The organism is Aquihabitans sp. G128 (assembly GCF_019048865.1).
GTDB lineage: Bacteria > Actinomycetota > Acidimicrobiia > Acidimicrobiales > Iamiaceae > Aquihabitans.
In genome coordinates this window covers 2,311,226-2,334,827 of record NZ_CP077604.1, presented here as the reverse complement: position 1 = coordinate 2,334,827, position 23,602 = coordinate 2,311,226, and the positions used below count along the sequence as shown (strand labels likewise).

The window sequence follows — 23,602 nt, the reverse complement described above, 5'->3', positions numbered from 1 at the left end:
GCGTGGCCACCCACGAGCGCGAGCTGACCGAACCGGTGCTGCTGTGCACGCCGGACGGGCGCCGCCTCGACCCGGCCGCCACCGGGTGGTCGCGCACCCCGCTGCACACCGCCAACCTCCGGGGCGGCTGGGGCCGCACCAAGCGCTGGGACTACTGGGCCGTGCTGAGCGCGGATGTCGCCCTCGCCGTCACCTACGCCGACGTCGACTACCTCGGCATGGCCACCGTCTGGTGGTGCGACCTCCGCACCGGGCTCACCGGCGGCGTCGAGCGCTCGCTGCCGCTGGCGCGAGGCGTGGCCCTGCCCGATCGGCCTGGGTCCGCCCCGCTGCGCTTCGTCGACGACCACCTCACGCTCGACCTGGTCGACGACCCCGCCGGGACCACGATCACCGCCGCGTGGACCGAGCCCGGCGGGCTGGCTGCGTCGCTCGACCTGCGCATCGACCAGCCCGCGGGCCACGAGTCGCTCAACGTCGTGATCCCGTGGTCCGATCGGCGCTTCCAGTACACCTCCAAGCACCAGGCCCGCCCGGCCCACGGGACCCTCGCCCTCGGCGACGAGGTCCACGCCATCGGCGGAGCCACCCCGGAGGACGAGGCGTGGGGCGTGCTCGACGTGGGCCGCGGCCGCTGGCCCTACGCCACGCGCTGGAACTGGGGCGGCGGCGCCGGGCGGGCCACCGACGGCGAGACCGTGGTGGGCATCCAGGTGGGCGCCAAGTGGACCGAGGGCACCGGCGCCACCGAGAACGGCGTGATCGTCGACGGCCGCCTCACCAAGGTCGGCGACGAGCTGGCCTGGACGTACCGGTGGGACGAGCCCCTCGGCCCCTGGCGGGTGGCGCACCCCGACGGCAGCCTCGACCTGGTGCTCCGCCCGGTGCACGACCGCCACACCCGGGTCAACGCCCTGGTCCTGGCCACCGAGGTCCACCAGGTCTTCGGCACGTGGTCCGGCCACGTCACCACCGACGACGGCCGCCGGGTCGAGGTGCGGGCCATCCCCGGCTTCGCCGAGGAGTCCCGCTCGCGCTGGTGACCGCCGGTCCCCGGTGGTGCGGCGTCGCTCAGCCGGCGATGGCGATGACCAGCTCCACCACCGCCACGACCTCGACGTCCTCGTCGGTGAGGTCCACCAGGACCGCCTCGCCGCCGTCCTCCGGCGCCGCCTTGGCCATCGCCCGGAACGTCGCTCCGCCTCCGCCTCCGGCTGCGTCGTAGGCGCCGCCGGCTCCGGCCCGTGGCTCGCGCAGGCGGTGCACCGCGCCGAGGGCGAGGCCGAGCCCGCGGGCGTACGCCTCGGCCGAGGCCCGGGCGGCGGCGGCCGCCTCGGCCCGCACCTCGGCGTGGACCGCGTTCGTGGGGTCGAGGCCGAACGCCGGCCCCTGCACGACGAGGTCCGGCACGGCCACCACCACCGAGCGCAGCGCCGCGCCGCCGCCGGCCACCGGGGAGAACCGGGCGGTCTGGCCCCGGGACGCCTCGAAGCCCTCGCGGATGGCCTTGCCCGACTTGGGGTCGTAGCGGACGACCTCCCGCACGGCGAGCGAGGTGGTGGTGCGGCGGACGATGGCCTCGGCGTGGCCGGCCAGCGCCGCGTCGAGGGCGGCGTAGGCCTCGCCGGCCCGGGCGACGGCCTCGCCCGAGGTCTTGGCTCGACGGGCCACGGCGAAGGTGATCTCCGCGAAGTCGGCCGGCGCCCAGCGGCTGGCCCGCCCCTCCACCCGGATCCGGCCCGCATCGCCCGTGCTGGTGGCTGCCATGGCGCCAGTGTCGCGCGGGTGGCCGCGAGGTGGACCCCCGGTGGTCGGTCGGCGGAACCTTGGGCGAACCGTCCCCCTGGGCGCGGGCGCGGCGGTCAAGATGGCCCGATGGGCTACCGCATCGACCCTGGGGCGCGTGCCGGCGACGAGGTGCGGCGCGCCCTCGCCGAGCAGCTGGGCCGGGCGTCGCAGGACCTCCGCGTGCCCGGCGGTCCCGACGCCGAAGCGGTCCACGAGGCCCGCAAGCGGGTGAAGAAGGCCCGGTCCCTGCTGCGGCTGGCCCGGGCCGACCTCGGCCCGGCCGTGGCCCGCCACGCCAACGCCGAGCTTCGTCAGGTGGGAGCCGACCTCGCCACCCAGCGCGACGCCGACGCACTGGTCGAGGCCGTCGATCGCCTCCTCGAGGCGGCGGGCGACGACCCCACCCGCCGCGCCCTGGAGGCGGTGCGGGACCGCTTCGCCGAGCGGGCCGAGCGGGTGCGCCGGTCCGGCTCGCTCGACCGCGCCACCGTGCTGGGCGCCGCCCGCACCCTGGAGCAGCTGGTGTCGTGGATCGACCTGGTCCCGGCCAAGGCCGAGGGCTGGGACGCGCTGGCCCCCGGCTTCGGCCGCCAGTACCAGCGGGGCCGTCGCCTCCTCGACGACCTGCCCGACGAGCCCACGGCCGACGAGCTCCACGAGTGGCGCAAGCGGGTGAAGGACCTCTGGTACCACCAGCGGCTCCTGCGCCGGCTGTGGACCGACGGCCAGCGCCCGGTGGTGGCCGCCGCCGACGAGCTGGCCTCGGCCCTCGGCGAGGACCACGACCTGGGCCTGCTGCTGGCCCACCTCGACGTCGAGGGCGGGGGCGCGCCCGAAGGTGCCGTCGGTGGCGCCGGGCACGACGACGCCTCCGAGCCGGACGACGGGGCGGACCCGGTCGAGGACCCGGTCGTGGTCGACCACGAGACGTGGGTCCTGGTGGTGGCGGCCGGGCGGGCCGAGCGGGAGCGGCTCCAAGCCGACGCCCGCCGGCTGGGCGCCCGCCTCTACGCCGACGAGCCTGCCGCCTGGGTCGACCGCCACCGGGCCTGGTGGGACGCCGCCCGGGACGAGGCGGCGACGGGAACGGATGGGGTGCCGGCGAGCGTCGGAGCGAGCGGTCACCCGGCCGCCGCGGACCCGTCACCCGACGGGACCAACGCCTAACCTGCCCCGGCGGTCCCGCGCCCGACGCCAACGTCGGCCGCAGCGGGCGATCGCATCCCCCATCCCCCGGTCCAACGGAGACCTTCGTGCCACTCGAGTCCAACGTCGACATCGCCCCTGCCCAAGGCAAGCTGGGCATCCTGCTGCCCGGCATGGGCGCCGTCGGCACCACGTTCATCGCCGGCGTCCTCGCCATCCGCAAGGGCCTGGCCAAGCCGATCGGCTCGCTCACCCAGATGGGCACCATCCGCATCGGCCCCCGCACCGACGACAACGTGCCGCTCATCAAGGACTACGCCCCCCTCGCCACCCTCGACGACCTCGTGTTCGGCGGCTGGGACGTGTTCGAGGACGACGCCTACGTCGCCGCCGCCCGGGCCGGCGTCCTGGAGGGCCACCTCCTCGAGCAGCTGGGCGAGGAGCTCCGGGCCATCAAGCCCATGAAGGCCGTGTTCGAGCAGTCGTACGTGAAGAACCTCCACGGCGACCACGTGAAGCCCGAGATGAGCAAGTGGGACCAGGCCCAGGCGCTCGACGACGACATCAACCGGTTCGCCGAGGAGAACGGCTGCGACCGCCTCGTGGCCGTGTGGTGCGGCTCCACCGAGGTGTACCGCGAGGCCTCGGCCGTCCACCAGAGCATCGAGGCCTTCGAGCAGGGCCTCAAGGACTCCGCCCCGGAGATCGCGCCCAGCCAGATCTACGCCTACGCCTGCCTCAAGCGCGGCATCCCCTACGCCAACGGCGCGCCGAACCTCAACCTCGACACCCCGGCGCTGCTCGAGCTGGCCCGCCGCAACCAGGTCCCGGTCACCGGCAAGGACTTCAAGACGGGCCAGACCCTCATGAAGACCATCCTCGCCCCCGGCTTCAAGGCCCGGATGCTCGGGGTGGAGGGCTGGTACTCCACCAACATCCTCGGCAACCGCGACGGCGAGATCCTCGACGACCCCGAGTCCTTCAAGGCCAAGGAGGTCAGCAAGCTCGGCGTGCTCGACACCATCTTCGAGCCGGAGCGCAACCCGGACCTCTACGGCGACATCCACCACGTGGTGCGGATCAACTACTACCCGCCCCGTGGGGACAACAAGGAGGGCTGGGACAACATCGACATCTTCGGGTGGCTCGGCTACAAGATGCAGATCAAGGTCGACTTCCTCTGCCGCGACTCCATCCTCGCCGCCCCCCTGGTGCTCGACCTCGCCCTCTTCCTCGACCTCGCCAAGCGGGGCGGCATGAGCGGCGTGCAGGAGTGGCTGAGCTTCTACTGGAAGAGCCCCCAGCCGGTGCAGGAGGGCGTGTACCCCGAGCACGACATCTTCATCCAGCTCACCAAGCTCAAGAACACCCTCCGCCACCTCATGGGCGACGACCCCGTCACCCACGTCGGCGCCGAGTACTACGACTGACCGGTTCGAGCCGCAGGCCGCTCGCTCGGTCGCGGCGGTCGATCACGAACACCCACGACGCCCGGCCGCGAGGCCGGGCGTCGTCGCGCTCAGGTGCCGGGGCGGGTGACGGTCACGCTCGGCGCAGCCCCGTCGATCGACTGGTCGGGCGGCAGGGCGTTGAGGGCGGCCTCGACGCCGAGGTTGATGTAGCGGCCGCAGAAGCTGAAGACGCCGCCGCCATCGGCGCGCACGATGCCGCCGTTCATGAGCTTGGCGGCGTCGCCGCAGAGCAGGGCGACCGACTCGGCCACGTCGTCGGGGCTCATGGTCTGGCGCATCGGGTGGGTCCGGGCCTCCAGCTCCGACAGGTGGTCGTAGAACGGCCCGAGCATGAGCTTGAGGCTGTCGCCGTCGATCCAGCCGGGGTTGACGCCCACCACGGTCACGCCCCGCTCGGCGAGCTCGACGCCGAGGTACGCCACCATCGACTCCATGGCCGCCTTGGCGGCGGCGAGGATGCCGTGGGCCGGGATCCAGGTGACGGTGTCGACGCCGCTCACCGCCACCACCCGGCCGTGGCCGCTGGCTTCGAGGAGGGGGACGGCTCGCTGCACGAGGCGCAGGAAGCCGGTGACGGAGATGGCGAAGGTCTTGTCGAGGTGGCGGGGCTCGGCCTCGAGCAGCGGCCGGAAGCTGGTGGCGGCGGCGTTGGCCACCAGGACGTCGAGCCGGCCGGGGCCGCGATCGGGGTCGGCCACCAGGTCCATGAGGGCCTCGATGTCGTCGAGCTCGCCCACGTCGCAGCGCTGCACCCACGCCCGGCGGCCCTCGGCCTCGATGGCTGCGGCCACCTCGAGCGCGGCGTCCTCCCGCTTGCGGTAGGTCACCACCACGTCGGCCCCCTGGCGGGCCAGGAGCTTGGCGGTGGCGGCGCCCAGGCCGCGGGAGGACCCGGTGACCAGGGCCGTGCGGCCGGCGTACGGGGTGGGCTGGCTGGTCATGGCGGCCAAGGTAGGGGAGCGGGCCGGGGCCCGCCGGCCGTCACCAGGTGAGGCCGATGACCTCGCGCATGGTGGCGTGGAAGGTGGCGTCGTCCTGGGCCGACCGGGTGGCCAGCACCAGCTCGGCGTCGGCGCCCACGGGGACCCGCAGCGGGGTGGCGGGATCGTCGATGGCGTTGGCGATGGCCTCGCCCACCAGCTCGGGCGCCGGCCGGCCCTCGGGGCCGACCAGGGTGTCGTCGGCGCCGCTCCACTGGCGGCGCAGCTCCTCGTAGACCGTGCCGTCCTCGCCGTGGCGGACGCCGTTGCGCATGCCGGGGGCGATGTAGCCGGGCTCGACGATCACCACGCGCAGGCCGAAGTGGCCGATCTCCAGCGCGAGCGACTCCGAGAGCGCCTCCAGCGCGTGCTTGGTGCCGCAGTAGGCACCGGCCAGCGGCGCCGCCACCCGGCCCTCGACCGAGGTGACGTTGACCACGATCCCGTGGCCCCGCTCTCGCATGGCGGGCACGAGCGCCCGCACCATGCGCATGGGCCCGAACACGTTCGTCTCGAACATCTTCTGCAGCACGTCGTGGGGGTACGTCTCGAGCGGACCGGTCTCGCTGATGCCGGCGTTGTTCACCAGCACGTCGATCGGGCCGGCTGCGGCCACGCACTCGGCGACGGAGCGGTCGTCGGTGACGTCGAGGGCCAGGACCTGGGCCACGTCGAGGTGGTCGAGCGCCTCCACGCGGCGAGCGGTGGCCACCACGTCGTGGCCCCGAGCGGTGAGCACGCGGGCGGTGGCGGCGCCGATGCCGGAGCCGGCCCCGGTGACCAGGACCCGCATCAGGCCTCGCCCCCGTCGGCGGGGGGCACGGGCGGCTGTGGCGGCTGGGGCTCCGGGCTGCGGGCCGACGCCACGCTGCTCACGATGCCCGTCACGTGGGCGGGCGTGAGGTCCATGCCCCGGCCGGCCAGGTCGATCACCCGACGCTGGTCCGGCGTGATGGTGCCGGCGGCCAGCGCCACGCGGACGAGGTCCGAGAGCAGGCGCTCCTTGCCGCCGACCTGGATGCCGTCGGCCAGCGGTGCCACGTACTGCTCGGCGTAGGCCGGGTCGACGGCCATGACGTCGCCGGTGAGGGTGGCGTCGTCGTAGTCGGCGGCCACGGTGCGGGTGAGCGCCACCGCCGCCTCTCGCATGGCGGCGTCCTGCGGGTCGCCGGTGCGCACGACCATCGCGGTGAGCACCCGCACCGCGTTGCCCAGGATCTCCGACAGCGAGGCGGTGGTGGGCTGGTCGGCGACGTGTGGCTCGTAGCGGGTCTTGCAGCTCGTGCACTCCACCAGCTCGCCCACCTGGTTCAGCGGGATGATCGGGATGAAGAAGATGGTGAACCAGCGGCGGGCCACCCGCTGGTCGCCCAGCCGGTCGCCGCCCTCCTTCGGGCAGAAGAAGGTGATCTGGCCCGTGGTGCGGAGCCGGATGCGGAAGCCGAAGATGATCAGCACGGGAGCCTCCGTCGGGGAGCGGTCGGACGTGACTCTACGGCCGCCGTGCCGGGGAGCGGACCGCGGGCCGAGGGGTTCGCGGCGGTGCCCCGGTAGCCTGGTCCCCGCCATGGACGACGCAGCCACCACCACCGAGACCCTGCCCAGCGACGCCTCCGAGGCCGCGGCTCCGGACGGCGCCACCAGCCCGGCCCCGGCCGGCAAGGCCGTGCCGCTGCGGGTCTCCGAGACCGCCCTCGAGCAGGTGCTCGGCATCCTCGCCGCCGAGGACGATCCCGAGTCGCTCGCCCTCCGGGTGGAGGTCACGGGCGTCAAGGGCGTCGAGTACGCCTACGACCTGTCGTTCGAGGAGCGGGCCTCGGCCGAGCCGGACGACCTGATCTACCAGCAGGGCGAGCTGGTCGTCATGATCCCGGTCGACAGCGTCGACCCGCTCTGGGGCGCCACGCTGGACCTGCCGTCGGCAGCCGGGCAGGGCGGCCTCGTGATCCGCAACCCCAACCGCCCCGATCCGCTGACGGGCTACGACGTCGAGCTGTCCGGCACCGTCACCGAGCGCATCAACCAGCTGCTCGACCAGTCGATCAACCCCTCGCTGGCCTCGCACGGCGGCTTCGCCAAGCTCGAGCAGGTCGTCGACACCAAGGCCGTCGTCACCATGGGCGGCGGCTGCCAGGGCTGCGCCGTCAGCGCCCTCACCCTCCGCGAGGGCATCCAGAAGAGCATCCTCGAGCACATCCCCGAGATCACTGAGGTCGTCGACGCCACCGACCACGACGCCGGCGAGAACCCCTTCTACACGGAGTAGCTCCCCGATAGCGTCCCCGCCATGGACCTCCTGCTCGTGGTCGGCGACGTCGAGGTGCCCGTGGGCCTGGCCCTGCGGGCCCGCCGGACCGAGCACCTGGTCCCGGGCGGTGCGCTGACCGGCGTCTTCGCCGACCTCCGGGGCCACATCCCGCGCCGCGTCGGGGTGGCCGGCTCGGCCGCCGAGGCCACGCCCGTGGCTCAGGAGCTGCACGAGCACGGGTTGCCCGTCGCCCTCTACGCCGACGGCGCCGGGGCCATCGACGGCGTGGTGGTGCACCCGCTCACCGACGCCGGACCGGCCATGGACGTCGCCGACGACCTGCTGGCGCTGATCGGCAACACGCCGATGGTCCGCCTCGACCGCAGCGCCCGCAACGTCGACTGCCACGTCGTGGCCAAGCTCGAGCTCTACAACCCCGGCTTCTCGTCGAAGGACCGACCGGCGCTGGCCATGATCACCGCCGCCGAGGCCGACGGCCGGCTCCAGCCCGGCGGCACCATCGTCGAGCCCACGAGCGGCAACACCGGCGTGGGGCTGGCCATCGTGGCGGCCCGGCGCGGCTACTCGTGCATCTTCGTGTGCCCGGACAAGGTGGCGCCGGACAAGATCGCCCAGCTGCGGGCCTACGGCGCCGAGGTGATCGTGTGCCCCACCTCGGTGGAGCCCGAGCACCCCGACTCCTACTACTCGGTGTCGGCCCGGCTGGCCCGAGACGTGCCCGGCGCCTGGAAGCCCGACCAGTACCACAACCCCGACAACCCCCAGGCCCAGTACGACACCACCGGCCCCGAGATCTGGCGCCAGACGGCCGGACGGATCACGCACTTCGTCTGCGGCGTCGGGACGGGCGGCACCATCTCGGGCATCGGCCGCTACCTCAAGGAGCAGGACCCGGCCATCCAGGTCATCGGGGCCGACCCCGACGGGTCGGTCTACTCCGGCGGCAGCGGCCGGCCCTACCTCGTCGAGGGCATCGGCGAGGACTTCTGGCCGTCCACCTACGACCCGTCGGTGGTCGACCAGGTCATCGCCGTGAGCGACGCCGAGAGCTTCGCCACCGCCCGTCGCGTCACGCGCGAGGAGGGCCTCCTCATCGGCGGCTCCGGCGGCACCGCCGTCGCCGCCGCGCTGCGGGTGGCCGAGGGCCTGCCCGCCGACGCGGTGGTGGTCGTGCACATCCCCGACTCCGGTCGCGGCTACCTGTCCAAGCTCTACGACGACGGCTGGATGGCCGACCACGGCTTCCTCCGGGCCACCGGCCCGACGGTGGGGGACCTGGTGCGCGAGCGCGACCCCGGGCTGCCCTCCCTCGTGCACACCCACCCGGACGAGACCGTGCGGGTCGCCATCGAGATCCTGCGCGAGTACGGCGTCAGCCAGATGCCGGTGGTGAAGCACGAGCCGCCGGTGGTGCTCGCCGAGGTGGTCGGATCCGTCGACGAGCGCTTCCTGCTCGGCGCCGCGGTGGCCGACCCGGGCGTGCTCGACCAGCCCGTCGGCTCGGTCATGGGTGCACCGCTGCCCACCGTCGGCATCGGCGAGTCGCTGGCTTCGGTGGCCGCCCGGCTCGAGACCGCCCCCGCCGCCCTGGTGCTCGACGGCGGCCACCCCGTCGCCGTCGTCAGCCGCGCCGACCTGCTGGGGGCCCTCGCCAGCGCCCGCGGCACCCGCTCGTGATCACGACCCGACCGACCACCCCGATCCAACCGATCCCCCCCGAGGAACCCATGGACGACCTGACCGGGCGAGGCTTCGCCACCCGTTGCGTGCACGGCGCCGGCCCCGCCGACCCCGTCACCGGGGCGGTGGTCCCGCCCATCTCCGTGGCGTCGACCTTCGCCCAGGACGGCGTGGGCGGCATCCGTGGGTTCGAGTACGCCCGCTCCGGCAACCCCACGCGCTGCGCTGGAGGCCCACCTGGCCGAGCTGGAGGGCGCTTCGAACGGGTTCGCCTTCGCCTCGGGGCTGGCCGCCGAGGACGCCCTGCTGCGCACGGTGGCCCCCGGCGAGCACGTGCTGATGCCGAACGACGCCTACGGCGGCACGGTCCGCCTGGCCCTGCAGGTCCACGCCCCGGCCGGCACCCGCATCGACACCGTCGACCTGTCGGACCTCGATGCCGTCGCCGCCGCCTGGCGACCCGAGACCCGCATGGTGTGGGTGGAGACGCCCACCAACCCGCTGCTCGCCATCGTCGACATCGCCGCGGTCTGCGAGCTGGCCCACGCCCGCGGCGCGGTGGTGGTGGTCGACAACACGTTCGCCACGCCGGCGCTCCAGCAGCCGCTCGCCCTCGGCGCCGACGCCGTGGTCCACTCCACCACCAAGTACCTCGGCGGCCACAGCGACGTGGTCGGCGGCTTCGTGGCCTCCTCGCACGAGCGGCTGGCGGAGCGGGTCGGCTTCCTGCATAACGCCGCCGGCGCGGTGCCCGGGCCCTTCGACTGCTACCTCGTCCACCGCGGGGCCCGCACGCTCGCCCTGCGCATGGAGCGCCACTCCGCCTCGGCGGCCGCCGTCGCCGCGCTGCTGGTGGACCACCCCGCGGTGGCCGAGGTCCGCTGGCCCGGCCTGCCGACGCACCCCGGCCACGACGTGGCCGCCCGCCAGATGTCGGGCTTCGGCGGCATGGTGTCGTTCCGCCTCGCCGCCGGCGAGCAGGCCGCCCTCGACGTCTGCGCCCGCACCCGCGTGTTCACCCTCGCCGAGTCACTCGGCGCGGTCGAGAGCCTCATCGAGCACCCCGGCCGCATGACCCACTCGTCGGTGGCCGGCACCACCAACGAGGTCCCCGCCGACCTCGTCCGCCTCTCCGTCGGCATCGAAGACCCCGCCGACCTCCTCGACGACCTCACCCAAGCCCTCACCCCCTGACCCCCGGCGGCCGATTCCTGTCGCTCAGGGTCGCCATGCGACCCCAGCCGACAGGAACTCGTGGTCCACCCGCATTCCTGTCACTGAGGGTCGCCATGCGACCCCGGGCGACGGGAAACGTCGAGACCGGATTCCTGTCGTTCGGGGGTCGATCGGCGCAGGTCAACGACGAGGGCCACGGCGGGCGGCTCGCTCGAGGGCCGTGCGGACCGTCCGAACCAACTGGGCGTCGGACATGTCCCACGTGAACTGGTAGACGTCCCAGCCGAGCAGGGTGAGCTCGTTGCGCCGGATGCGGTCGCGCTCGAAGGCCCCGCGTGCCGTGGTGCTCCCAGCCTTCGGTCTCGATGGCCACGAGTTGCGGCGGGTAGGCGAGGTCGATGAGCGCGGGTTCGCCGTCTGGGCGGCGGACGGGATGCTGTTGGACGGGGGCGGGCAGGCCGGCGTCGTCGAGTGCGCGCAGGGCGCGAGCCTCCAACTCGGAATCACCTGGGTCCCAGCCCGGGAGGCGCCGCTCCAACGCGCTGCGCAGCGGTCGGAGGTCCCGTCGTCCGGGGCCGGACAGGCGGGCGAGGCAGCTCCGGAGGTCGAGCAGGTCGAGCCTCCCCGAACGGATCGCACCATCGATCCACAGCCCGACGGTCTGTGCGTCCTGGTGGCTGGCGACGTCGGCCAGCGTCCGAGCCACCGTCGTCGTGGGCACGCCGTCGCAGGTGGTTCGATCGAGTGCGGGGAGGAGGATCGACTGGTGGACGCGGGTCCGAGGGACGCGCACCCGACGCTCGCCGGCGACGGTCAGCTCCATCCGACCATCGGCGCTGACGAGGCCCCACAGCCGGGCGGCGCTTCGATGGCTGGCCACGACGTCGGGCCCGGCCGAGAGGCAGGCGGCGAGCACCTGTTGGTGCCAGGTGGTCGGTGCGCCGCCGACGCAGTACACCCCGCGCCCGCACAGGAGCCAGCGGCCGGTCCGCAGGCGCCGCTTGATGGCCTCCGTCGACACGCCGGCCTCGAGCGCTTGGCGTCGACTGATCAGCCCGTGCTGGGTCTGGGCGACCCGAACGAGCGCTGCTTCTGACACGTCCACCTCCGACGGGCGGCACCCGGAGGGTGCGCGGCACGAACGGGGAAGGTGGCTGCACCCGGCGTCGAGCCCGGGCGCGTCGGCCATGTTGGCCGCTGGTCGGCTCGCTGTCGAGACCTCGGTCGCGGGTTCGGTGCCGCCGATTCCTGTCGCCCGGGGTCGCCATCCGACCCGCAGTGACAGGAATCCAGCACTCCCGTCCATTCCCGTCGTCTGGGGTCGCAGAGCGACCCCTCGTGACAGGAATCCGGCCCGCAACCGGACCGGAATGGGGAGAGGGCTCAGGCGTCGAGGAGGGCCTTGGTGGAGGCGGCGAGGCCCTCGGGGTCGAGGCCGAGGTGGGCGAGGATGGCGTCGGGCTTGGCCTGGGGGATGAACTCGGTGGGGGTGCCGCAGACCTCGACGCGGGGGGTGCGGCCGGTGCCGGCGGTGAGGCGGGCGACCTGGGCGGCGATGGCGGAGCCGATGCCGCCCTCGCGCAGGCCGTCCTCGGCGGTGAGGACGTGGTCGAAGGAGGCAGCGTCGGCGAGCAGCTCGGGGTCGAGCGGCTTGACCACGCGGGGGTCCCACACGGTGGCCTCGATGCCCTCGGCCGCCAGCAGCTCGGCGGCGGCCAGGCAGGGGCCGAGCATCTTGCCGACGCCGACCAGGCACACGTCGCCGCCGGAGCGGGCCTTGCGGGCCTGGAGCCCGTGGCCGACCTCGTGCTCCTCGACCACCGGCGCCGGGGTGTTGGCCCAGCGCAGCGAGGACGGGCCGGGCAGCTCCAGGGCGTCGTGCAGCATGACCTGCAGCTCCTGGTAGGACGACGGGGCGAACATGGTCAGCCCCGGCACCTTCGACAGGAGCACGAGGTCGAGCACGCCGTGGTGCGAGGCGCCGTTGTCGCCGGTGATGCCGGCCCGGTCGAGGGCGAGGACCACGGGCAGGCCGTGGAGGCCCACGTCGAGGTTGACCTGGTCGAAGGCCCGGGTGAGGAACGTGGAGTAGATGGCCACCACCGGGCGGAGGCCGCCCATGGCCATGCCGGCCGCCGCGGTGACGGCGTGCTGCTCGGCGATGCCGACGTCGACGAAGCGGTCCGGGAAGCGCTCCTCGAAGGGCAGCAGGCCGGTGGAGCCGGGCATGGCGGCGGTGATGGCCACCAGCTCGGGCCGGGCCTCGGCCTCCTTCACGATGGCCTCGGTGAAGGCGCCGGTGTAGCTGGGCTTGGCCGGCACCCCGGACGGCTGCGGGCCGACCTCGGGGTTGAACACCTTGGCGTCGTGGAGGCGCTGCTCCTCGTCCTGCTCCGCCGGCGGGTAGCCCTTGCCCTTGGTGGTGAGCACGTGGACCACCACGGGACCGTCGAACTCGGCGGCGTTGCGCAGCGCCTCCTCCATGCGGGCGATGTCGTGGCCGTCGAACGGGCCGCTGTAGCGGACGCCGAGCGTCTCGAAGAAGATCGGCGGCTCGAACATCTCGCGCAGCCCGGCGCGCGCCCCGGCCAGGCCCCACGCCACGTGCTGGCCGACCATGGGGAGCTGGCGGACGATCTCCTCGGCCCGGCGCCGCTGGCGCAGGTACCGGGGGTCGAGCCGCACCCGCGAGACCGTGGAGGTCAGGCGGCCGACGGTGGGGGCGTAGGACCGCCCGTTGTCGTTGAGGATGATGATGGCCTTGCGGCCGCTGTGGCCCAGGTTGTTCAGCGCTTCGTAGGCCATGCCGCCGGTGAGGGCGCCGTCGCCGATGACCGCCACCACCTCGCGCCGCTCGGTGACCTCGCCTGCGGCCCGGGCGGCGTCGAGGCGCAGGTCCTCGGCCATGGCCAGCCCGTGGGCGTAGGACAGCGCGGTGGTGGCGTGGCTGTTCTCGATCCAGTCGTGCTCGGACTCGGCCTGGCTGGGGTAGCCGGAGAGCCCGTTCTCCTGGCGCAGCGTGTCGAACTCGGCCTGGCGGCCGGTGACCATCTTGTGGACGTAGGCCAGGTGGCCGGTGTCCCACAGGATGCGATCGGTGGGCGAGTCGAACACGCGGTGCAGGGCGAGGGTGAGCTCGACGACGCCCAGGTTGGAGCCCAGGTGGCCGCCGCTCTTCGCCACCGAGAAGACGATCTGGGCCCGGATCTCGGCGGCCAGGACCGTGAGCTGCTGCTCGTCGAGCACACGAAGGTCGGCCGGCGATTCGATCGATTCCAACAGCATCGGCGGACGGCCTCCGGAGGACGGGGTGCGGGCCACGGGCTCGCCGGTGGCGCAGCCGTACCCGGTCGACCAACCTACCCCCGCAGGCTCCGGAACTCCGATCGCGGCGGCGGCTGCCGCCGTCAGGGGAAGCGGCCGGTGGCCCACAGGGCGGTGGTGGCGGCCGCGATGGCGAGCGGGGTGGTCAGGACGGTGGTGCGCACGAAGGAGCGCAGCGGCGGCTCGACGCCCTCGGCCCGCACGATCCGACGCCAGAGCAGGGTGGCGAGCGAACCGGTGATGGTGAGGTTCGGGCCGATGTTCACGCCGATCAGCGCGGCGAGCAGGAGGCCGGGCCCCCGGCCGGCGAGGGCCGGGAGCAGCACCAGGGTGGCCGGGAGGTTGGTCACCAGGTTGGCGAGGAGGGCGGCGCCGAAGGCCACGGCGAGCAGCGCCGCCAGGCCGTGCCCGTCGGGCAGCCGGTCGGCCACGAAGCGGGTCAGGCCCTGCTCGGCCGGGGCGGCCACGACGATGCCGAGCGCAGCGACGAAGGCGAGGAAGGCCGGATCGACGGCCCGGGCCAACACCGCCGGGGCCACCACGTGGCGCCGCCACGCCACCGCGCCGAGCACGACCGCTCCGGCGGCGGCCACCAGGGCCGGCTCGATGCCGACGAGCGAGGCCGTGACGAAGGCGACCAGCAGCACCACGAGGCCGGCGCCGGCCCACCACGCCTCGTCGGTGGCCGGCGCCTCGCTCGGGTCGGCGCCCGCGCCACCGGCGTCGGGCCCGTCCCCGAGGGCCCTCGCCGCAGGGGCTTCCGCCGCCGGGGCCAGGAACCGGGCGCCCAGGGTGATCACCACGGCGGCGGCCACGGTGGGCAGGGCCATGCGGGAGGCGAAGGCCGGGAAGGTCAACCCCAGCTGTTCGAAGGCCAGCAGGTTGGTGAGGTTGGCCACGGGGAGCAGCAGCGAGGCGCCGTTGGCCAGGAACACCGTCGCCAGCAAGGAGCGGTCCCGGTCGCGTCGACCCCGCACGGCGGCCACCACCACCGGCGTGAACAGCACCGCGGTGGCGTCGAGGCTGAGCACCGTCGTCACCACCACCGCGCCGACCGCGACGGTGGCGAGCAGGGCACCCGGTCCCCGCCGGCCGGCTCGCCCGATCGCGCCCGACGCCACGGCGAAGAGCCCGGCGGCGTCGGCCACCTTCGAGATCACGAACATGGCGGCCAGGAAGAGCAGCGTCGGGGCCAGCCGGTCGAGCGCCTCCCACGCCTCGTGGCGGCCCACCAGCCCGGTGGCCAGCACCAGCGCGGCGGCGGGCGCCGCCCACACCACCTCGCGGCGCCCGCCCGGGGCCCGCACCACCGCCACCAGGACCGCCGCCAGGACGCCCAGGGATGCGAGGAGGGCGAACGAGGGCACGTCGGGATCGTACGGACCGCCGGCCGTCACCCGTGGGTGCCGCCGCGGCCGAGGCTCGGCGGCGGCGAGGGCGCACCTACCATGACCGGCGTGGCACCGGTCGAGCGGGCAAAGGTCGTGGGCGAGCAGGCGCTGGCGTCGCTGCGACGCTCGGTCTCGGAGCGCCTCGCCGACCTCATCCGCAGCGATCCGGCGTGGGCCTCCCAGGCCGCCGACGTGGGCCTCATCGACCGGGCGTGGCTCGAGGCGCCGGGCAGCAACCCGTTCCGCACGGCCCCGCCCACCGAGATGGTGCAGCGGTTCCTGGAGCGCTCGTCGGAGCAGCGCCCGTCGGTGCTGTCGTCGGTGGGCCTGAGCGCCCTGCAGGGCCTGTCGCTGGTGCGGGCCGAGGCGGCCGACCCGGCGGCGCCGGCGCCCATCACCGTGATGTTCACCGACCTCGAGGGCTTCACCCGCTTCACCGCCGAGCACGGCGACGAGGTGGCGGCCGCCCTGGTGGCCGGCCACCAGCGGGTGGTGGGGCCCATCGTGCGCAGCCGGGGCGGGCGCATCGTCAAGCGCCTCGGCGACGGCCTGATGCTCACCTTCCCGGCGCCGGAGGCTGCGGTGCTCGCCGCGCTGGAGCTGGTCGAGGCCGTGGAGGCGCCGCTGAAGCTGCGGGCCGGCCTGCACGTGGGCGAAGCGGTCATGACCCACGACGACCTGTTCGGCAACGTGGTGAACGTCGCCGCCCGCATCACCGAGGAGGCCAAGGGCCACATGGTCCTGGCGTCGGTCGACGTGCGCGAGCAGGTCGCCCCGCTCGCCGGGGTGCGCTTCGGTCGGGCCCGGCGGGCGCGCCTGAAGGGCGTCGAGCCGATGTCGCTGTGCCGCATCGAGCGCGACCTGCCATGAGCCGGGTGCGCCACGACCCCCCGGGCCTGCGCGCCCTCCTGGACACCATCGAGACGCAGCGCTCCGGTTGCGAGATGGCCGGCAGCCCGCTGTACGCCGACGTGCTCGACGCGGTGGCTTCCGACGTCGTCGCCGGCGGCACCTGCGCCCGGGTGCTGGCCCCGCTGGCCGACGCCCCGTTCGGCGACGCCGTCCTGCTCCGGTTCCTGGCCGCGGTGCACCTCCTGGTGCTCGAGGGGGCCGAGCCGGACCTGGCGTCGCAGTACCCGTCGGCCGGTGGCCAGCACGGCCCGGCCGTGGGGTCGCTGTTCGTGGCCGCGGTCGCCCGCCACGAGGACCGCGTCGTCGGCCTGCTCGACCTGGGCGTGCAGACCAACGAGGTCGGGCGCAGCGTCGCCCTCCTCGGCGGCTACCTCGAGCTGGCCCGGGCCGGGCTGCCGCTGCGGGTGCTCGAGGTCGGGGCCAGCGCCGGTCTGAACCTGGGCTTCGACCGGTTCCGCTACGAGGCCGGGGACCAGGCGTTCGGGCCGGCCGAGAGCCGCCTGCGGTTCGTCGAGCCGTGGCTGGGCGCGGCGCCCGACCTCGACGTCGACCTCGTGGTGGCCAGCCGCCGCGGCTGCGACCTCGACCCCATCGACCCCACCACCCCCGCAGGTCGGCTGCGCCTGCGGGCCTACGTCTGGCCGGACCAGCCACCCCGCCGGGCCCGGCTCGACGCCGCCATCGCGGTGGCGTGCGAGCACCCCGTGGCGGTCGACCGGGCCGATGCCGTCTCGTGGCTCGACGCCCAGCTGGCCGAGCCGAGCCCCGGTGCGCTCACCGTCGTGGTCCACTCGATCGTCTTCCAGTACCTGCCGCCGGACGACCGCCGGGCCTTCCTGGCGCTGCTCGACGACGCCGGGGCCCGGGCCTCCCACGACGCCCCGCTGGCCTGGCTGCGCATGGAGCCCGGCGGCGACCGGGCCGAGACCCGCCTCACCACCTGGCCGCGCGGGGCCACCGAGCTCCTCGCCACCAGCGCCTTCCACGGGCCGCCGGTCGCGTGGCAGCTCGCCCGGCCGGTCTCCGCGTGACCGCCCTCGCAGCGGCTCCCGATCGGCAGGCCGCAGGCACCGGGACCCGGTGGGAGCGGGCCTGGGCCCAGCCTGCGGTGCTGGCCGTCGCCGTCCTCCTCACCCGCCTCCCCGGCCTGCTGACCACCCGCCTGTTCAACACCGACGAGGCCACGCTGAGCGTCGGTGGCCGGGAGCTGGCCCAGGGCGGCTCCCTCTACGTCGGCGTCATCGACCGCAAGCCGCCGCTCCCGTTCGCCCTCTACGCCCTCTTCGGGGGCGGCGACCTGCGCCCGGTCCGGGTCGTCATCGCCCTCGCCATCCTCGCCTCGGCGCTGGTCGCTGCATCGGAGGCCCGTCGCCGCTGGGGCGTGCGGGCCGGCTGGGCGGCGGGGCTGGTGGTGGTCCTCGGCGCCTCGGCGCTCGGCCCCATGGACGCCCAGGCCGCCAACTTCGAGCTCTTCGCCCTCCTCCCCATCACGGTGGCGGTGGTGGCGGCCGCCCGGGGACGGGCGGCGTGGGCCGGCGTGGCCCTGGCGGTGGCCGTGCTCTGCAAGCAGCCGGCTGCGGTGACCATCGTGCCGGTGGCGTGGTCCTGGTGGCAGACCCGTCGGTGGCGCGGGGTGGCCGAGGGACTGGTCGCCGGTGGCGTGGCGGGCCTGGTGCTCACCATCCCGTTCGGGTTCGCCAAGGTGGTCGAGTGGTCGCTGCTCGGCACCGGCGGCTACCTGGCCATGGATCCGTCCGACGTGGGCTTCGCCCTCGAACGGCTCCTCTGGATGGTCCTGCTCGCCCTGGGCTTCTGGGGCGGCGCGTGGCTCCTGGCGCTGGTCGCCCGGCTGCCCGTCGCCGTCGAGCCCTCCGCGGTGGGCTCGGTGCGCCGGAGCGACGCCATCGACGCCCACCTCCTGCTGGCTGCGTCCTGCCTCGGCGTGGCGGCCGGCTTCCGCTTCTTCCCGCACTACCTCGTGCAGCTGCTGCCGGCGGTCGCGCTGCTCGCCGGCCGCGGGGCCGCCCTGGCCCGGCCGGTGGTCGCCAAGGCGGCCCTGGTGTGGGCGCTCGGCGCGCCGGTGGTGGCCGCCGGCCTCGGCTGGCACATGGGCCTCGACCCGAAGCCCGCCTACCCGAAGGACGTCGCTGCCTACGCCCGGGCCCACAGCCGGTCGTCGGACGACATCCTCGTGTGGGGCAACGTCCCGGAGATCTACTGGCGGGCCGATCGCCAGCCGGCCGGCGGCTTCACCCACACCGAGTTCGTCACCGGCTACTCCGGAGGGCGCCGGCCGCGGGCCGCCAGCGAGGCCGACGTGCCCGACGTGGACCTGTACCGCGACTGGATCGCCCGCCTGCGCGCCCACCCGCCGGCGCTGGTGTTCGACACGTCGGCCGCCCGGGTGCGTGGCGGCGAGTGGTTCCCCATCGCCCGCTTCCCCTCGCTCACCCGGCTCCTCGACGAGCGCTACGAGCGGGTGGCCACCATCGACGACATCCCCGTGTACCGCCTGCGCGGCCTCGACCGGTGACGTTCACGCGGGACCAGCTCGAGGCCAAGGCCCGCGGCGACCTCGCCGCCCTGCGCTCGCCCGAGGGCTGGCTGCAGGCCGGCCTGCCCCGGTTCGCCCGCCTCTTCGGCCGCGACGCGTGCATCTCGGCCTGGCAGCTCCTGCCCGAGGACCCCACGATCGCGGCGGCCACCATCCGGGCCCTCGCCGTCCGCCAGGGCAAGGTGTTCGACCGGCGGCGCGAGGAGGAGCCCGGCAAGATCGCCCACGAGGTGCCGGTGCGCCTCGAGGACCTCGTGCGCCTGGAGCTGCGCAAGCACGGCCGCTGGGGCTTCCCGTACTACGGGAGCATCGACGCCACCGCCTGGTGGGTGCGGCTGGTGGAGCAGCACGCCCTCCGCACCGGCGACCGGGCCCTGGTCGACGAGGTGGCGCCGCAGCTGGCGGCGGCCGGCCGGTGGATGGCGGGCGCGGCGCGCATCGGCGTCGAGGACTTCGTGGCCTACCAGCGCCGCAACCCCGCCGGCCTGCTGCACCAGGGCTGGCGCGACTCCGACCTCGGCGCGGTGCCCATCGTGGCCCCGGTGTCGCTGGTGGAGGCGCAGGGCTACTACGCCGAGGCCGCCGCCGTCCTCGACCGGTTGGGCGTCGCCGCCCCGGCCGCCGCGGGAGGCAGCCCCCAGCGGTTCCACGAGGCGTTCTGGATGGAGGGCGAGCAGACCTACGCCCTGGCCATCGGCGGCGACGGTGCGGTGTCGGCCATCGTCACCTCCAACGCCGGCCACCTGCTCGGCACGCCCATCGTCGACGCCGACCACGCCGCCCTGGTGGCCGACCGGCTCTTCGGCGACGACCTCTGGACCCCGGCCGGCATCCGCACCCACTCCACCGCCGATGCCCACTTCGACGGCGACAGCTACCACCGCGGGTCGGTGTGGCCCCACGACAACTGGGTGATCCACGAGGGCCTGCGGGCCCTGGGCCGCCACGACGACGCGGCCCGGGTCCGCGGCGCGGTGCTCGACGCCCTGTGCCGGCTGGAGCTGATCCCCGAGCTCTACGCCGTGCACGGGACCACGCCCGTGGCGCTCACCGTCTCCCAGCCCGTGCAGGCCTGGGCCAGCGGCGCCGTGCTGTCGTTCCTGGCCGCCGAGCGCGACGCCGGCTGACCGACCGGCCGGGCCGGCGGACAGCGCCTGGGCCCGGTCAGGTGGCGGCGGGAGCGGTGGCGCGATCGGCGCCCCGCTCGGCCCAGTGCTCGTGCAGCCGCTGGGAGACCCGGGCCACGCCGTAGCCGCCGGTGAGGGCGACCCCGCCGAAGAACGCGTCGAGCCAGAAGTGGTTGCCGGTCACCAGGATGCAGAACAGCGTGGCGGCCGGGTACAGGAACGCCAGCCAGCGCAGCCGCCCCTTGCCGATGATGACCACCAGCGTGATGGCGCACCACGTGGACCACCCGAAGTGCAGGCTGGGCATGGCGGCGTACTGGTTGGACAGCTGGGCCACCTCGCCCTGGCTGAACTTCCAGATGCCGCCGTAGTGGTCGATGGTGTCGATGATGCCGTAGCGGTGGCAGCCCTCGGCCTGGCCCCGGCAGGCGCCGAACTCCGAGCTCGCGTCCAGCAGCCGCGGCGGCATGAGGGTGTAGCTGGCGAAGCCGAACAGGGCGAGGGCGGTGGTGCCGGCGAGCATGGTGCGCAGGAAGCGGTACCGCTCCGGCACCTTCCAGAAGGCCAGGGCCAGGAGGCCGATGGTGACGAAGAAGTGGGCGGTGCCGTAGAAGACGTTCCAGGCCCGGACCCAGCCGTGGCCGGGCAGGCCGAGGTACCAGCGCTGCAGGCGGGGCTCGAACCAGAGCCCGAGCGCCTTCTCGACCCTGATGACGCCCCGGGCGTGGCGGAAGGCGATGTCCTTGGACTCCGGACCGGCTCCGAACCGGTTCCGGACGTAGGAGTAGACGAGGTAGAAGCCGATGGCGATGGCGACCTCGCGCCACCACTGGAGCCGCGGGGCACGGGCGGGCACGGCGGTGGCGCCGGTGCCCGCCTCGGTGGTGGTGTCGGTCATGCGGGAGCGGGCACCTTCCGGTTCCCGACGGCGAACGCCGGGGCGCCGAACAGGCTGACCACCAGGTTGAGCAGGTACAGGAGGAGCCCGAGGGCGATGGCCTGCGACTGCGGCACGCCGAGCGGGTGGAGGAAGAGCACGAACAGACCTTCGCGGACGCCGAGCCCCGAGATCGAGATGGGCAGCACCTGGGCGGTGAGCACGGCGGGCACGAAGGCGAGCAGGGCGGTGGGCCCGGCGCCAGAGGGCAGGTTCAGCGCCCGGGCGGCCATGAGCGCCGAGCCGATGAGGATCAGCTGGTAGGTGAAGCCGGTGGCGAGGATGCGGGCGGTGGCCGCCGGCTCGTGCACCAGGCGCTGGATGCCGAAGCGGACCGCGCTGGTGAAGCGGCGCCAGCCTTCGTTCTTGTCCAGCTTGTCCTCGAGCGGGGCGCCGGCCCGGGTGGTGAGGACCACCACGAGCACCAGCAGGGTGAGGGTGCCGGCGGCGACGCCGAAGGCCAGCGCCGAGGCCCGGCCCAGCTCCCGCAGCCCGGGGTTCACAGCCAGCCCGATGAGCGTGATGACCGGCAGCACCAGCCACCCGGTGAGCCGCTCCAGGACCACCGAGGCGAAGGTGGTGGGGCCCTCACCGGTGTCCTTGGACAGCCGCGACACCCGCAGCGCGTCGCCGCCGATGGTGCTGGGCAGCACGTTGCCCATGAACTGGCCGGCGAAGTACAGCGACAGCAGCCGGCGGAACGGGGGGTGCTGGTCGAGCGCCTGCAGCACGGCGCTCCAGCGGGCCGCCGAGAGCACGACGCCGGCGAAGGTCAGCACCAGCGCGCCGGCCAGCCAGGCGAAGGTGTGGGCCGTGGGATCGGGGATGGCGTCGGACCAGTTCGTGCCGATCTTCTTCACCAGCACCACCAGCAGCAGCGCGCTGATGACCAGGCGCGCCGCCATGATCAGCTGCGGTTTGGAGAGGTGCACGGTGGGGTCCGAGAGGTGGTCGCTGGTGCCGGGAACCCTACTCGGCACCCCTTCGTCCGAACGCCCGCCAGTACGATCGTCGAACAGGGTTCGCGACCTCCCCGCGGGGGGTACCACGGCCGTTCGACACCCATCCCGGAGGTCTTCCGATGTCACGCTCTCCCCTTCGTCGCTCGCTCGGCGTGCTCGCCGCGGTGGTGGCGCTCGGCGCCGCCGGCTGCGGCGTCTCGGCCCAGGACGGCGCCGGTCGGCTCTCGTCCGGCTCGCCCACCGCCACGGACGCTCCTGCCCCCGCCAAGGGTTCCTACGAGGGCACCGGCGGGGCGGTCTCGCTGCGCAAGGCGGCCGCGGCCACCACCGAGCTGAAGTCCCAGAAGGTGGCCATGACCATGGCCATCGAGGGCGTGCCCATGGTGGGCGGCCTCGAGATCACCGCCAAGGGCGAGACCGACAACGAGGCCGAGCGGGCCCACATGACCCTGGACATGGGGGACGTGTTCGGCTCCCTGGGCGAGGGGACCGGGTCCGGCTCCACGGACCTGCCGGCCGGCGCCGGGAAGGTGGAGATGGTGGTCGACGGCACCACCGTGTACCTGCGCTCGCCGCTCTTCGCCTCCCTCGGCGAGAGCTCGAAGCCCTGGCAGAAGATCGACGCCGAGGCGCTCGACGAGGGCGGCGCGCTGAGCGGCAGCGCCCAGACCGACCCCGGGGCGTTCCTGAAGTTCCTGGAAGGGGCAGGCGACGTCTCCGAGGTGGGCCAGGAGGAGCTGCGCGGCGTCGAGACCACCCACGTGAAGGCGAACCTCGACCTCGCCAAGCTGATCTCGGAGGCCAGCGGCGCCGAGAAGGACGAGCTCGAGCGGCAGCTCGAGCAGCTGGGCGGCGACGGCGCCGAACTGCCCACCATCCCGGCCGAGGCCTGGGTCGACGGCAACGGCTACGTGCGGAAGTTCACCATGCGGTTCGACTTCTCCTCGCTCGGCACCGGGTCCGAGGAGCTCGACGGCGCGCCGATGACGATGTCCGTCGAGCTCTACGACTTCGACGTCCCGGTCGACATCGCCATCCCGCCGGCGTCGGAGGTCGGCGAGCTGGACCCGTCGATCCTCGCCGGCGGCAACTAGCTCAGCGGGCGGCGGCGGCCTCGGCCAGCCAGGCCGGCAGCTCGGCGATGGACGTGAGGGTCGGCACGGTGCCGTCGTGCTCGACGTGCTCGTGGGCCCAGGTGACGTGGTACGGGATGTGCACCGCGTGGGCGCCCAGCTCCAGCACCGGCAGCACGTCGGAGCGCACCGAGTTGCCCACCATGCAGAAGGCCCCGGGCTCGACCCCCATGGACGCGATCACCCGCCGGTAGGTGGCGGGGTCCTTCTCGGCCACGATCTCCAGCCGCTCGAACCGGTCGGCGATGCCCGAGGCCAGGATCTTGTGCTCCTGGTGGTGGAGGTCCCCCTTGGTCACGATGAGCAGCCGGTAGCCGGCGTCGGTGAGGTCGGTGACGGCCTGGTCGACGCCCGGCAGCAGGTCGACCGGGTGGTCGAGCATGGTGCGGCCCGAGGCCAGGATCTGGCCGATCTCGTCGACGCCGATGGCGCCGTCGGTGGCCTCGATGGCCGCCTCGATCATCGACAGGGTGAAGCCCTTGATGCCGTAGCCGTAGGCGCCCAGGTTGCGGTGCTCGACCTCGACGAGGGCGGCGTCGACGTCGAAGTCGGCATCGACGTAGCGGCCGACCAGCTCCTTGAACCGGCGCTGGGTCCGCTCGAAGTACACCTCGGAGTGCCAGAGGGTATCGTCGGCGTCGAGCGCCACCACCTCGATGGCGGGCGTGCTGGTCATGGCGGGCTCCCGTGCGCGTGGGGGGCCGAACAGGCTCCCACCGCCCGGGTCGCCCGGCAAGGCGGTTCCCCGAGC

General features: G+C 74.2%; 20 protein-coding genes and 1 pseudogene. 11 read left to right on the top strand and 10 right to left on the bottom strand.

All coding sequences use genetic code 11. From position 1 onward, the window contains the following. Positions 1–2: 2 nt before the first annotated feature. Positions 3–1,043 carry a DUF2804 domain-containing protein gene (locus KSP35_RS11165; protein WP_217001808.1) on the top strand — a complete coding sequence of 347 codons (1,041 nt, stop codon included), beginning with the start codon at positions 3–5 and terminating at the stop codon, positions 1,041–1,043. A gap of 28 nt (positions 1,044–1,071) precedes the next feature. Here the strand turns inward: KSP35_RS11165 and KSP35_RS11160 are convergent, their stop codons facing one another. Next, a complete protein-coding gene (locus KSP35_RS11160; RefSeq protein ID WP_217001806.1) occupies positions 1,072–1,767 on the bottom strand; it encodes an SIMPL domain-containing protein in 696 nt (231 codons plus the stop codon). Positions 1,768–1,875: 108 nt separating this feature from the next. Between KSP35_RS11160 and KSP35_RS11155 the strand changes: the two genes are divergently transcribed. Further along, positions 1,876–2,955 carry a CHAD domain-containing protein gene (locus KSP35_RS11155; protein ID WP_217001804.1) on the top strand — a complete coding sequence of 360 codons (1,080 nt, stop codon included), beginning with the start codon at positions 1,876–1,878 and terminating at the stop codon, positions 2,953–2,955. A gap of 152 nt (positions 2,956–3,107) precedes the next feature. Next, positions 3,108–4,364 (top strand): inositol-3-phosphate synthase, encoded by a 1,257-nt coding sequence (locus KSP35_RS11150; RefSeq protein WP_217002217.1) that lies wholly within the window; start codon positions 3,108–3,110, stop codon positions 4,362–4,364. Positions 4,365–4,453: 89 nt separating this feature from the next. Here KSP35_RS11150 and KSP35_RS11145 read toward each other — a convergent pair whose 3' ends face one another. From KSP35_RS11145 to KSP35_RS11135, 3 genes are read right to left on the bottom strand one after another with little or no spacing between them, the layout of a single operon-like run. Beyond that, positions 4,454–5,347: an SDR family oxidoreductase gene (locus tag KSP35_RS11145; RefSeq protein ID WP_217001802.1), complete on the bottom strand. Its 894-nt coding sequence runs from the start codon at positions 5,345–5,347 to the stop codon at positions 4,454–4,456. A 40-nt stretch (positions 5,348–5,387) separates the two neighbouring features. Further along, positions 5,388–6,179: an SDR family oxidoreductase gene (locus tag KSP35_RS11140; protein ID WP_217001801.1), complete on the bottom strand. Its 792-nt coding sequence runs from the start codon at positions 6,177–6,179 to the stop codon at positions 5,388–5,390. Continuing rightward, on the bottom strand, positions 6,179–6,844 hold the full coding sequence (locus tag KSP35_RS11135; protein WP_217001799.1) for a zinc ribbon domain-containing protein: 666 nt from the start codon (positions 6,842–6,844) through the stop codon (positions 6,179–6,181). Before KSP35_RS11135 ends, KSP35_RS11140 begins: the two co-directional genes overlap by 1 nt. 109 nt (positions 6,845–6,953) lie before the next feature. Here KSP35_RS11135 and KSP35_RS11130 point away from each other — a divergent pair, with 109 nt between their 5' ends. The 3 genes and pseudogenes from KSP35_RS11130 (at position 6,954) to KSP35_RS11120 (ending at position 10,529) form a co-directional block, all read left to right on the top strand. Beyond that, a complete protein-coding gene (locus KSP35_RS11130) occupies positions 6,954–7,652 on the top strand; it encodes a NifU family protein (protein ID WP_217001797.1) in 699 nt (232 codons plus the stop codon). 303 nt (positions 7,653–7,955) lie between these two features. Further along, entirely contained in the window at positions 7,956–9,332 is a 1,377-nt protein-coding gene (locus KSP35_RS11125; protein WP_217002216.1) for a cystathionine beta-synthase, read from the top strand. A gap of 50 nt (positions 9,333–9,382) precedes the next feature. After that, positions 9,383–10,529 (top strand): annotated as a pseudogene (locus KSP35_RS11120) (cystathionine gamma-synthase). Here KSP35_RS11120 and KSP35_RS25840 read toward each other — a convergent pair. The 3 genes from KSP35_RS25840 to KSP35_RS11110 form a co-directional block, all read right to left on the bottom strand. After that, on the bottom strand, positions 10,519–11,700 hold the full coding sequence (locus tag KSP35_RS25840) for a type IV toxin-antitoxin system AbiEi family antitoxin domain-containing protein (protein ID WP_371748972.1): 1,182 nt from the start codon (positions 11,698–11,700) through the stop codon (positions 10,519–10,521). The pseudogene KSP35_RS11120 and the gene KSP35_RS25840 sit on opposite strands and share 11 nt — an antisense overlap. A gap of 194 nt (positions 11,701–11,894) precedes the next feature. Then, positions 11,895–13,796 (bottom strand): 1-deoxy-D-xylulose-5-phosphate synthase, encoded by a 1,902-nt coding sequence (gene dxs, locus KSP35_RS11115; RefSeq protein WP_217001795.1) that lies wholly within the window; start codon positions 13,794–13,796, stop codon positions 11,895–11,897. 122 nt (positions 13,797–13,918) lie between these two features. Beyond that, entirely contained in the window at positions 13,919–15,202 is a 1,284-nt protein-coding gene (locus KSP35_RS11110) for an SLC13 family permease (protein WP_217001793.1), read from the bottom strand. A 90-nt stretch (positions 15,203–15,292) separates the two neighbouring features. On the opposite strand from KSP35_RS11110, the gene KSP35_RS11105 reads away from it, so the two are divergent. The 4 genes from KSP35_RS11105 to KSP35_RS11090 are packed head-to-tail and all read left to right on the top strand — an operon-like array spanning position 15,293 to position 19,819. After that, positions 15,293–16,096: an adenylate/guanylate cyclase domain-containing protein gene (locus KSP35_RS11105; RefSeq protein ID WP_217001791.1), complete on the top strand. Its 804-nt coding sequence runs from the start codon at positions 15,293–15,295 to the stop codon at positions 16,094–16,096. A gap of 5 nt (positions 16,097–16,101) precedes the next feature. Beyond that, positions 16,102–17,169, top strand: coding sequence for a DUF2332 domain-containing protein (locus KSP35_RS11100; protein WP_217001789.1), 1,068 nt, complete (start codon positions 16,102–16,104; stop codon positions 17,167–17,169). After that, complete coding sequence (locus KSP35_RS11095) at positions 17,166–18,671, top strand: glycosyltransferase family 39 protein (protein WP_217001787.1); 1,506 nt, start codon at positions 17,166–17,168, stop codon at positions 18,669–18,671. The genes KSP35_RS11100 and KSP35_RS11095 overlap by 4 nt, the downstream gene beginning before the upstream one ends. Further along, on the top strand, positions 18,668–19,819 hold the full coding sequence (locus tag KSP35_RS11090) for an amylo-alpha-1,6-glucosidase (RefSeq protein ID WP_217001786.1): 1,152 nt from the start codon (positions 18,668–18,670) through the stop codon (positions 19,817–19,819). Before KSP35_RS11095 ends, KSP35_RS11090 begins: the two co-directional genes overlap by 4 nt. A 37-nt stretch (positions 19,820–19,856) precedes the next feature. Here KSP35_RS11090 and KSP35_RS11085 read toward each other — a convergent pair whose 3' ends face one another. After that, positions 19,857–20,717: a phosphatase PAP2 family protein gene (locus KSP35_RS11085; RefSeq protein WP_217001784.1), complete on the bottom strand. Its 861-nt coding sequence runs from the start codon at positions 20,715–20,717 to the stop codon at positions 19,857–19,859. Continuing rightward, the gene (locus tag KSP35_RS11080; RefSeq protein WP_217001782.1) at positions 20,714–21,688 is read right to left on the bottom strand and encodes a lysylphosphatidylglycerol synthase transmembrane domain-containing protein; all 975 of its coding nucleotides are present in this window, start codon (positions 21,686–21,688) and stop codon (positions 20,714–20,716) included. Before KSP35_RS11080 ends, KSP35_RS11085 begins: the two co-directional genes overlap by 4 nt. Before the next feature lie 149 nt (positions 21,689–21,837). On the opposite strand from KSP35_RS11080, the gene KSP35_RS11075 reads away from it, so the two are divergent. Beyond that, positions 21,838–22,812 carry a hypothetical protein gene (locus KSP35_RS11075; RefSeq protein ID WP_217001780.1) on the top strand — a complete coding sequence of 325 codons (975 nt, stop codon included), beginning with the start codon at positions 21,838–21,840 and terminating at the stop codon, positions 22,810–22,812. 1 nt (position 22,813) lies between these two features. Here KSP35_RS11075 and KSP35_RS11070 read toward each other — a convergent pair whose 3' ends face one another. Beyond that, on the bottom strand, positions 22,814–23,527 hold the full coding sequence (locus tag KSP35_RS11070; RefSeq protein WP_217001778.1) for an HAD family hydrolase: 714 nt from the start codon (positions 23,525–23,527) through the stop codon (positions 22,814–22,816). Positions 23,528–23,602: the final 75 nt, after the last annotated feature.

Excerpts from the sequence above, each read along its gene's own strand:
- KSP35_RS11160 (WP_217001806.1), bottom strand. The coding sequence starts at position 1,767 with ATGGCAGCCACCAGCACGGGCGATGCGGGCCGGATCCGGGTGGAGGGG.
- KSP35_RS11155 (WP_217001804.1), top strand. The coding sequence starts at position 1,876 with ATGGGCTACCGCATCGACCCTGGGGCGCGTGCCGGCGACGAGGTGCGG.
- KSP35_RS11150 (WP_217002217.1), top strand. The coding sequence starts at position 3,108 with ATGGGCGCCGTCGGCACCACGTTCATCGCCGGCGTCCTCGCCATCCGC.
- KSP35_RS11145 (WP_217001802.1), bottom strand. The coding sequence starts at position 5,347 with ATGACCAGCCAGCCCACCCCGTACGCCGGCCGCACGGCCCTGGTCACC.
- KSP35_RS11140 (WP_217001801.1), bottom strand. The coding sequence starts at position 6,179 with ATGCGGGTCCTGGTCACCGGGGCCGGCTCCGGCATCGGCGCCGCCACC.
- KSP35_RS11130 (WP_217001797.1), top strand. The coding sequence starts at position 6,954 with ATGGACGACGCAGCCACCACCACCGAGACCCTGCCCAGCGACGCCTCC.
- KSP35_RS11125 (WP_217002216.1), top strand. The coding sequence starts at position 7,956 with ATGGACGTCGCCGACGACCTGCTGGCGCTGATCGGCAACACGCCGATG.
- KSP35_RS25840 (WP_371748972.1), bottom strand. The coding sequence starts at position 11,700 with ATGGCCGACGCGCCCGGGCTCGACGCCGGGTGCAGCCACCTTCCCCGT.
- dxs (WP_217001795.1), bottom strand. The coding sequence starts at position 13,796 with ATGCTGTTGGAATCGATCGAATCGCCGGCCGACCTTCGTGTGCTCGAC.
- KSP35_RS11085 (WP_217001784.1), bottom strand. The coding sequence starts at position 20,717 with ATGACCGACACCACCACCGAGGCGGGCACCGGCGCCACCGCCGTGCCC.
- KSP35_RS11075 (WP_217001780.1), top strand. The coding sequence starts at position 21,838 with ATGTCACGCTCTCCCCTTCGTCGCTCGCTCGGCGTGCTCGCCGCGGTG.
- KSP35_RS11070 (WP_217001778.1), bottom strand. The coding sequence starts at position 23,527 with ATGACCAGCACGCCCGCCATCGAGGTGGTGGCGCTCGACGCCGACGAT.